The following is a 3,535-nucleotide window of genomic DNA, read 5'->3' on the forward strand; positions in this document are numbered from 1 at the left end:
GCCTGCGGGCCACCGGCCGGTGTGGCGGCGGCGCCGGCCGTCGGTGCGGTGGCGGTGGCTGCGGTCGGTGTGGCGGCGGCACAGCCGGCGGTGCGGGTCTGGTGCAGGAAACGCGGCTCGACCCAGCGGCGCAGGGCGGCGGCGTCGGCGGTCGGGTCGGCTGCCTCCAGCGCGGCGGACACCTGCACCTTGACCACCGGCAGGCCGGCGACGGCCAGCCGTTCCAGGGCGGCGGCGGGCTCCTCCCAGGCGCAGGCGAGGTGGGCCAGATCCAGGCAGATTCCGAGCCGATCGGTGTCCATTCCGGACAGCATGGCGACGACCTGCGGGGTGCTCTCCACCACGCAGCCGGGCTCCGGCTCGAAACCGACCCGCACCGGCCGGCCGGTCTCCCGCTCGACCGCGGCCAGTCCGCTGGCGAGCTGGTCGAGTCGACGACGGGCGGAGTCCGCGCGGCTGCGGTCCCACGGCGCGCGCCAGGCCAGCGGCAGGGTGGAGACCGAGCCGCGGGCGGCCTCGTCGGGCAGCAGGTCGGCCAGGACCCGGGCCAGGTCGAGGGTGTATCCGAGCCGGTCGTCGGTGGTCCAGTCCGGCCGGTACACCGCGCCCTTGACCACCGGCGCCTGGAAGGCCGCGTACGGGAAGCCGTTGAGGGTGACCACCTCCAGCCCGCGTACGGTCAGCTCGGTGCGCAACCGACGACGGGCGGCCGGGTCGGCGGCCAGTTGGGCGGCGACCGGAGCGGCCAGCCACAGGCCCAGCCCGAGCGGATCGGCACCGAGCGTCTCGCGCACCGGCACCGCGTAGGTGTCGAGTTGGGCGACGATGCCGGCGAGGTCCTCGGCGGGGTGCACGTTGGTGCAGTAACCGAGGTGGACGGTGCGTCCCCCGGCGTGCCGCAGCCGCATCAGCTGCCGCCGCGCAGGATCGAGTTGCCGGCGAAGGTCGGCTCCGCAAGGTCGTCGTCGGACAGGTCGAGCCGCCCGGACTGCCCGTAGAACTCGACCGGGTTACGCCACAGCACCCGGTCGACGTCGTCGTCGGTGAAACCGGCGCGCAGCATCGCCTCGCCGGTGGCCCGGGTGAGCAGCGGGTCGGAGCGTCCCCAGTCGGCGGCCGAGTTGACCAGCATCCGTTCGGTCCCGTACGCCTTGAGCAGCTCGACCATGCGCGGCGGCGACATCTTGGTGTCCGGATAGATGGAGAAGCCGAGCCAGCAGCCGGTGTCCCGGACCAGTTTCACCGTGGTCTCGTTCAGGTGGTCGAGCACCACCCGCTGCGGCGCGATGCCGGACTCCGCGACCACGGCCAGGCTGCGCTCGACACCCCGGGCCTTGTCCCGGTGCGGGGTGTGCACCATCGCCGGCAGGTCGTGCGCCACGGCCAGGGCGAGCTGGGCGGCGAAGGCGTCGTCCTCCTCGGGCGTCATCGAGTCGTACCCGATCTCGCCGACCGCCACCACGCCGTCCTTCTCCAGGTAGCGGGGCAGCTCGTCGAGGACCGGCCGGCAACGCGGGTCGTTGGCCTCCTTCGGGTTGAGCGCGATCGTGGCGTTATGGCGGATCCCGAACTGCCCGGCCCGGAACGGCTCCCACCCGACCAACGAGTCGAAGTAGTCGGTGAACGAGCCGACGTTGGTGCGCGGCTGGCCCAGCCAGAAAGCCGGCTCCACCACCGCCCGCACACCGGCGGCGGCCATCCGCTCGTAGTCGTCGGTGGTGCGGGACGTCATGTGGATGTGCGGGTCGAAGATCCGCATCACACCTCCCTGGGCTGGGGCTGGCTGGCGGCGGTGAGCCGGTCCAGCAGTTCCGTGGCGTCGGCGGGCATGCTCCGGCCGGCGGCCCGGCGTTCGGCGGCCAGCGCGGCGAGCATCTCCGCCAGTTCCCCGTCGGCGCGCGAGTCGAGGTCGGCCACCGCCGCCAGCGGCACGCCGGTGAAGACGCACTTGAGCACCGCCTGCCGCCAGGCCGGCGGGTCGAGGTGGCGGGCGTACGGGCCGAGGGCCGCGGCGACCAGCCGGGTGTCGTTGGTGCGGATCGCGTCGTGCAGCAGCGGCGTCCCGGCGGCGCCGATCGGCAGCATCGGCAGCGCCTTTAGCACGGCCCGCTTCTCGGCGGCGTCCCCGGCGCGGTACAGCGCCTCGGCCTGCTCGGCGTGGCCGGTGGGCAGGGTGGCCAGCAGCAGGGCCCGGGCGGCCTCGTCGGCGGCCCAGCCGGGCAGGTCGGGCAGGTCGTGTCGACCGCAGCGGCGGCCGGCCGCCGGGAAGAACCGCGCGATGGCGGCGGGTGCGGCCGCGACGCGGTCCAGGGCCGTGGCCAACCAGTCCGGATCGGGTACGCCCCGCAGGGCCGCCCGCAGCTCGTCCACTGTCATCGCGTCTCCTCCCTCGTCCGCCGCCGTCGACGGGCCGTGGCGGTGGTACCGCATGCGTCCTTTGCTCTGCGTCACTCCACGCGTCGGTCGTCGTCCGGATAGCGGACGCCTGGTGGTGCGCCGGTCGAAGCAGAGCAGAGGGTGTGCCGCGCGGCGGCGTTGCGCAGGAAATCCAGCGATCGGGCGGCGACGGTGGGGGCGGCGTGCGAGTGCCGGGGCAACTCGACCGCCACCAGACCCCGGTAGCCGATCTCGCGCAGCGCGGCCAGCACCGGCGGAAAGTCGATCTCGCCGGCACCGAACTCCAGGTGCTCGTGCACCCCCCGCCGCATGTCGTCGATCTGCACGTTGACCAGGTGTGGGGCGATGTCACGGACGCAGTCGGGCACCGCCTGCGGCTCCAGGCAGCGGCAGTGTCCGATGTCGAGTGTGATGCCGAGGCGGGCGGGCGAGCCGAGGGCGGCGTGCAGGCGACGCCAGTCGGCGATGTCCTCGACCAGCATTCCCGGTTCCGGCTCGAAGCCCAGCGCCACCCCGACGGCCTCGGCCACCTCGACCACGGTGGCGCAGCCGGCGACCAGGCGGTCCCAGGCCACCGCCGGGGTGACCGTGCCCGGCCGGACACCGGCCCAGAACGAGACCGCCTCGGCGCCAAGATCCGCGCCGATGGCCACTGCCCGGCGCAGGAACTCGATCCGGAGCGCGGGGTCGTCGTGCAGCAGCGTCGGGGCGTGCTTGTGCCAGGGGTCGAGCAGGAACCGCGCGCCGGTCTCGATCACCAGGCCGAGGCCGAGTTCGGCGAGCCGGCGGGCGACGGCGTCGACGCGCCCCGCCAGTCCGGGCGCGAACGGGTCGAGGTGGTCGTGGTCCAGAGTGAGGGCGACACCGGCGTAACCGAGATCGGCGATGACCGCGAGCGCGTCGTCGAGGCGGTGGTTGGCGAAACCGTTGGTGCCGTACCCGAACCGCAGTCCGTCGGGTGCCGCGGCGGCGCCGGCCGCCGTCATGTCGGTGACACCTTCCGGGCCAGCCGCCGGCCCAACGGCGCGGCCGCCGCCACCGCCAGTCCGAGCAGACCGGACCCGACGCGGGCGGTCAGCGCACCCTGCAACGCGGGCAGGCCGGTGATGCCGGCGCCCACCGCCGCACGGACCCGCGC

Annotated in this window: 4 protein-coding genes; all 4 read right to left on the minus strand. The window is 74.5% G+C overall.

Annotated elements, in window-relative coordinates:
• Positions 1-908 (minus strand): metabolite traffic protein EboE (gene eboE, locus AC2CHE_RS26585; RefSeq protein ID WP_484507569.1); only part of this gene is annotated, 908 nt, incomplete at its 3' end.
• The gene (locus tag AC2CHE_RS26590) at positions 908-1,759 is read right to left on the minus strand and encodes a TatD family hydrolase (RefSeq protein WP_484507570.1); all 852 of its coding nucleotides are present in this window, start codon (positions 1,757-1,759) and stop codon (positions 908-910) included. The genes eboE and AC2CHE_RS26590, both read right to left, overlap by 1 nt.
• A complete protein-coding gene (locus AC2CHE_RS26595; protein WP_484507571.1) occupies positions 1,759-2,376 on the minus strand; it encodes an EboA domain-containing protein in 618 nt (205 codons plus the stop codon). Before AC2CHE_RS26595 ends, AC2CHE_RS26590 begins: the two co-directional genes overlap by 1 nt.
• A gap of 71 nt (positions 2,377-2,447) precedes the next feature.
• Positions 2,448-3,383, minus strand: a complete 936-nt coding sequence (locus AC2CHE_RS26600; protein ID WP_484507572.1) for a sugar phosphate isomerase/epimerase family protein — start codon at positions 3,381-3,383, stop codon at positions 2,448-2,450.
• Positions 3,384-3,535 lie beyond the last annotated feature (152 nt).

The organism is Micromonospora sp. ATLC16 (genome assembly GCF_057196645.1).

Excerpts from the sequence above, each read along its gene's own strand:
- AC2CHE_RS26590 (WP_484507570.1), bottom strand. The coding sequence starts at position 1,759 with ATGCGGATCTTCGACCCGCACATCCACATGACGTCCCGCACCACCGAC.
- AC2CHE_RS26595 (WP_484507571.1), bottom strand. The coding sequence starts at position 2,376 with ATGACAGTGGACGAGCTGCGGGCGGCCCTGCGGGGCGTACCCGATCCG.
- AC2CHE_RS26600 (WP_484507572.1), bottom strand. The coding sequence starts at position 3,383 with ATGACGGCGGCCGGCGCCGCCGCGGCACCCGACGGACTGCGGTTCGGG.